Genomic DNA, 5618 nt, shown 5'->3' with positions numbered 1-5618 from the left:
CGGGCCTGCACCTCGCGCGCATAGTCGTCGGCTTCCGAGACGATGGTCGCCACCACGGCCTGGGTCGGCGCCAGCCACAGGGGGAAGGCCCCGGCGTAGTTCTCGATCATGATGCCGATGAACCGCTCGAACGACCCGAGGATCGCGCGGTGCAGCATGACCGGCCGGTGCTTCTGGCCGTCCTCGCCGATATATTCCGCGCCCAGCCGTTCCGGCAGGACATAGTCCAGCTGGATCGTGCCGCAGGTCCATTCCCGGCCGATGGCGTCCTTGACCACGAAGTCGAGCTTGGGCGCATAGAAGGCCCCGTCGCCCTCGGTGACGACCGGTTCGGTCCCGGCCGCGCGGGCGGCTTCCAGCATCTGGGCCTCCGCCTTGTCCCAGAACGCATCCGTCCCGGCCCGCGTCTCGGGCCGGGTGCCGAGGCTGATGTAGGCCGTTTCCATGCCGAGATCGGCGTGAACCGAACGGGCCAGGTCGATGAACTGCGCCGTCTCCTCGACGATCTGGTCCTCGCGGCAGAAGATGTGGGCGTCGTCCTGGGTGAAGCCGCGCACCCGCATCAGCCCGTGCAGGGCGCCCGACGGCTCATAGCGGTGACAGGCCCCGAACTCGGCCATGCGCAGCGGCAGTTCGCGGTACGACCGCTGGCCCTGGTCGAAGATCTGCACGTGGCCGGGGCAGTTCATCGGCTTGAGGGACAGCGTCTCGCCCTCGACCGTCTCGCAGACGAACATGTTGGGACGGTATTTCTCCCAGTGGCCCGACTTCTCCCAGAAGGTCCGGTCCAGCACCTGCGGCGTCTTGACCTCGACATAGCCCGCCGCATCCAGCCGGCGGCGCATATAGGCCTCCAGCACGCGCCACAGCTCCCAGCCCTTGGGATGCCAGAAGACCATGCCGCGGCCTTCCTCCTGCATGTGGAACAGGCCCATGGCCTTGCCGATGCGGCGGTGGTCGCGCTTCTCGGCCTCCTCGACCCGCAGCAGATAGGCGTCCAGATCCTCCTTCGAGGCCCAGGCCGTGGCGTAGATGCGCTGCAGCTGCGGATTGCGGTGGTCGCCGCGCCAGTAGGCGCCGGCCAGCTTGGTCAGTTTGAAGGCCTTGCCGACGAATTTCGTCGACGGGAAATGCGGTCCCCGGCACAGGTCGACCCAGCCGCCCGTGGCGTAGGTGGTGATCGTCTCGCCGGCCGGCAGGTCGCGGATCAGCTCGGCCTTGAACGTCTCGCCCTTGCCCTCGAACAGCCTGATCGCCTCGTCGCGGTCCCAGACCTGACGGACCAGCTTCTCGTCGCGGTCGACGATCTCGGCCATCTTCTTTTCGATGGCGGCGAAGTCGTCCGTCGAGAAGGGCTCCTCGCGGTGGAAGTCGTAATAGAAGCCGTCCTCGATCGCGGGACCGATGGTCACCTGCGTCCCCGGGAACAGCTCCTGAACCGCCTGGGCCAGCACGTGGGCGGCGTCGTGGCGGATGGTCTCCAGCGCCTCGGGATCATCGCGCATGATCAGCTTGAAGTCGCCGGACCCGCCCAGCGGCCGGTCCAGATCGCGCTGTTCGCCGTTCAGGGCGACCAGGGCCGCGCGCTTGGCCAGCGACGGCGAGATGGAGGCGGCGACGTCGCGGCCCGTGGCGTCGTCGGGATACTGGCGCGAGGCGCCGTCGGGGAATTTGAGATCGATCATCGGTCTGTTGTCTTTACAGGTGGAACCGGGTCGTAGCCCGAGGTCCCGAGAGGGTGGCATTTGCAGAGGCGTCTGACCGTCAGCCATCCCCCCTTGATCGGTCCATGCTGGATCAGCGCGTCCCGGCCATAGTCCGAACAGGTCGGCAGGAACCGGCATTGCTGCCCGATCAGGGGCGACAGCGTCAGCTTGTAGCCGCGATGGGCCAGCCGCACGCCGCGTTCATAGAGAGTTCCGCCGGAAGCCATGTCGCCGCGCTTATCCCCTGCAATGGGCGCAGGAGCAACGGGCGTCAGGCCGCGCCGGCGAGGCTAGTTCGGGTGTCGGGGCCCTTTCGGGCGATCGCCTGCCGCATCGCATCCAGCGTCGCCTCGACGGCGACCATGGTCGAGGCGTGGCGCGCGGGATAGTCGGCCACCTGTTTCAGGGCCCGCAGACCCTCGAACCGGCCCGTGGGACCTTCGCCGCCGGTCTTCAGCATGGCCGACAGGGCGTCGCGCGCCGAAACCAGGTCTTCAAGCGAGGCGCCGATCACGCTCTCGCCCAGAACACCGGCCGCGGCCTGACCGAGGGCGCACGCCTTCACGTCCTGTGCGAAGTCCAGAACCCGTCCCGCGTCGTCCAGCGTCACGTCCACGACCGCCTTCGAACCGCACAGCTTCGCGATCCGTTCGCCTGTGCCTTCCGGCGCAGGCAGGCGTCCGCTGTGCGGCAGATTGGCCGCCAGCCTGAGGATGCGCGCGCTGTAGAGCTCGTCGATCATGAGCCGGAATATAGGGGATCAGTTGCCCTGGAGCGAGCGCCAGGTTCGCGCCTGGTCGACCGAGCCGTCCTTGGCCCGGTCCCGCAGCCACTGCAGGTTGGCGTCGGCGGCTTCCGGCGGCAGGTCGCGGCGCAGGATCTGCTCCGCCTCGTCGATCTTGCCCGAGAGGCCCAGCACCATGGCCAGGTTCAGCCGCACCTTCAGCGATGCGCCGGGCTGGGCGGCGGCGCGGCGCAGCAGGGGCTCGGCGGCGACGGAGTCCCCCTGGGTCATGGCCGAGATGGCCATATTGGTCAGGACGGCGGGATTGTCAGGCGAAAGGGCCAGGGCCTGGGCCCAGGCGGCGCGGGCGTCGGCGGGCCGGCGCACCTGCTCATAGGCCGTTCCCAGCAGCGACCAGGCCTGCCAGTCGTTCGGGCGGGCGTTGCGGGCCTGTTCGAGGGCGGCGACGCCGTAGAAGGCCTGGCCCCGCGCGATATGGGCGCGGCCCACCTCCAGCATGGCGTCGACGTTGTTCGGCTGGATCACCAGCACGCCCTGGGCGGTCTCCGCCGCCTGATCGTACCGGCCGAGGTCGCGCAAGGCCGCCGCCGCCTTCACGCCCGCGACCGGGTCACGGGGATCGATGTCGGCCTGATCGGTCCAGAACACCGACCGGCTGAGCGCATCGGACCGTTCGTAGGCGGCGCGCACCTCGGCGCTGGCGGGCTGACGCGGCGTCGCGGCCGCCTGCGGTCGGCCCTGGGCCGCCGCCTGCGCCTGCGCGCTGGCCGTACCGGCGGCGCCCGAAAGCAGGACGAGGATTGCGAGAGAGGCTGTCGTGCGCGACATGGAGGCGCTCCGGAAGTTTCGGGGCCAGACTCGGCGCTTCGCGTCAATCCTTGGTTAAGATCGGCCGTCGCCGGCCGGAAAGGCCGCCGTCCATGTCCGTCCTGCATCCCGACCTGCTGACCGCCGAGGCGGAGGGCGCGATTCCGGTGCGGTTCGCCGGTCCCGCGGACCCGGTCGGCGAGGCAATCCAGGGCTGGGCGGACGCCAACGGTTTCAAGGGCAAGCCCGGCCAGATGCTGATCGCGCCCGACGGCGAGGGCGGGATCGCGGCCGTCCTGGTCGGCGCGGGAGAGACCTTCGATCCGATGTCCGCCCGCGCCCTGCCGGCGAAGCTGCCGCCGGGCCTGTACCGGCTCGAGGCGGAACCGGAGGACGCACGCAAGGCCGCCCTGGCCTTCCTGCTCGGGGCCTATGTCTTCGACCGCTACAAGGCGCGCCCCGACCGCGACCGGGTGCGGCTGGTCGCGCCGGAGGGGCTCGACCTGCCGGCGGCGATCCGGATCGCCTCGGCCTGCGCCCTCGCGCGCGAGATGGTCGACACGCCGGCCGCCGACATGGGGCCCCTGCAGATCGAGACCATCGCCCGCGAGATCGCCCATGAAGCCGGCGCGGCCGTCACCGTGATCACGGGCGACGCCCTGCTGGACGAGAACTATCCGGCGGTTCACGCCGTGGGCCGCGCCGCCGCCCCGCACCGCGCGCCGCGCGTCATCGAGATCGGCTGGAACCTGGACCGCGCCGACCTGCCGCTGGTCGCCCTGGTCGGCAAGGGGGTGGTGTTCGATTCCGGCGGCCTGGACATCAAGGCCGCCGCCGGCATGCGCAACATGAAGAAGGACATGGGCGGCTCGGCCCACGCCCTGGCCCTCGGCCGGCTGGTCATGCAGGCGAACCTGCCCGTGCGGCTGGTCGTGCTGGTCGCGGCCGTCGAGAACGCCATCTCCGCCGACGCCTTCCGGCCCGGCGACATCCTGTCCAGCCGCAAGGGCCTGACCATCGAGATCGGCAACACCGACGCCGAGGGCCGGCTGATCCTGGCCGACATCCTGACGCGGGCGGGCGAGCATTCGCCGGACCTGACCCTCGACTTCGCCACCCTGACCGGCGCGGCCCGCATCGCCCTCGGACCCGAGTTGCCGCCGCTCTATACGGACGACGAGAGTCTGGCCGCCGATCTGCTCGAGGCCGCCCGCGCCGTCGGCGATCCGCTGTGGCGGATGCCGCTCTGGCCCGGCTATCGCGCGGCGCTGGAAACCGAGATCGCCGATCTGCGCAACGACTCCGCCGCCTGGGCCCAGGCCGGTTCGGTGACCGCCGCCCTGTTCCTGCAACGCTTCGCCCCGACCACCGGCGCCTGGGCGCATATGGACATCTTCGCCTGGAACCCGCGGGCCCGTCCGGGCTGGCCGGAAGGCGGCGAGGCCCAGGCCCTGCGCGCCTGTTTCGAGATGCTTTCGCGGCGATATGGCCACAAGAAAGCCTCCGTTCGTTAACGGCCCTTTCGGCTTCTTGCGTTACGACGACGGCTCAACCGGACGAGCCCACGCTTGACTGAAGCCGCCGCCATTCTGGACCCCCGCACCACGCTCGCCCGGCCCGATCTGGCCGAGCAGGCGCTGGAAGGCGTCGTCCGGGCCGCAACCTTCCGCGCCGTCCGGCCCATGCATTGCATCGTGGCGACCGCCGACATCCATGCCGAGGCCGAGGATGGCGAACACCCGATCGACCAGTTGATCTTCGGCGAGGCCTTCGACGTCCTGGACCGCCGGGGCGACCGCCTGTGGGGGCGTGCGCGACGTGACGGCGTGGTCGGCTGGGTCGACCCTGCCTCTCTCGGCGAGGGCGCGCCGCTTCCGACCCACCGCATCGAAGCCGTCGATGCGGACCTGCCGCTCAACGCCCTGGTCTCCGGGGCCGGGAAGGGCGCCGCCGCTATCGGCGTCTTCGCCGACGACGCCGTGGAAGTCGCCCAGCGCCTTCTGGGCGTGCCGCACCGCCCCGGCGAACGCACGCCGCAGGGCACCGACTGCTGCGGTCTGGTCCAGCAGGCGCTGTACGCCTGCGGCCGCGCCGCGCCGCGTTACGCCGATCAACAGGCTGAACTCGGTGCGAGCGTCCCGATCTCGGATGCGCGACGCGGCGACCTGGTCATCTGGCTGTCGCCCGGCGAAGGTCCCTGGAACGGCCACGCCGGCTTCATGCTGGGCCCGGACCGCGTCCTGCACGCCACCGGCCATCACGGCGCGGTGGTGATCGAGGCCTTCGCCGAGGCGAACGCCCGGCACCGCGGAACCGGCGGCGCGGACCCCGTCATCCGCCGCCTCTGACCGCAAGAGAAA

6 protein-coding genes are annotated in these 5618 nt (G+C 70.6%); 2 read left to right on the top strand and 4 right to left on the bottom strand.

The window, feature by feature from the left end; all coding sequences use genetic code 11:
- The 4 genes from thrS to V6M42_RS13500 all read right to left on the bottom strand — a co-directional run.
- A partial coding sequence (gene thrS / locus V6M42_RS13515; RefSeq protein WP_332678959.1) for a threonine--tRNA ligase occupies positions 1-1685 on the bottom strand: 1685 nt, incomplete at its 3' end.
- The gene (yidD, locus tag V6M42_RS13510; RefSeq protein ID WP_332661197.1) at positions 1682-1933 is read right to left on the bottom strand and encodes a membrane protein insertion efficiency factor YidD; all 252 of its coding nucleotides are present in this window, start codon (positions 1931-1933) and stop codon (positions 1682-1684) included. The genes yidD and thrS, both read right to left, overlap by 4 nt.
- A 44-nt stretch (positions 1934-1977) precedes the next feature.
- Positions 1978-2448 (bottom strand): iron-sulfur cluster assembly scaffold protein, encoded by a 471-nt coding sequence (locus V6M42_RS13505; protein ID WP_332678957.1) that lies wholly within the window; start codon positions 2446-2448, stop codon positions 1978-1980.
- Positions 2449-2466: 18 nt separating this feature from the next.
- On the bottom strand, positions 2467-3279 hold the full coding sequence (locus V6M42_RS13500) for a tetratricopeptide repeat protein (protein ID WP_332678955.1): 813 nt from the start codon (positions 3277-3279) through the stop codon (positions 2467-2469).
- A gap of 92 nt (positions 3280-3371) precedes the next feature.
- Here V6M42_RS13500 and V6M42_RS13495 point away from each other — a divergent pair, with 92 nt between their 5' ends.
- Complete coding sequence (locus V6M42_RS13495) at positions 3372-4772, top strand: leucyl aminopeptidase family protein (protein ID WP_332678952.1); 1401 nt, start codon at positions 3372-3374, stop codon at positions 4770-4772.
- 54 nt (positions 4773-4826) lie between these two features.
- Entirely contained in the window at positions 4827-5606 is a 780-nt protein-coding gene (locus tag V6M42_RS13490) for a C40 family peptidase (RefSeq protein WP_332678951.1), read from the top strand.
- Positions 5607-5618: the final 12 nt, after the last annotated feature.

The sequence above is a fragment of the Brevundimonas sp. genome (genome assembly GCF_036677305.1).
GTDB lineage: Bacteria > Pseudomonadota > Alphaproteobacteria > Caulobacterales > Caulobacteraceae > Brevundimonas.
This window is presented reverse-complemented; position numbering and strand designations above follow the sequence as displayed.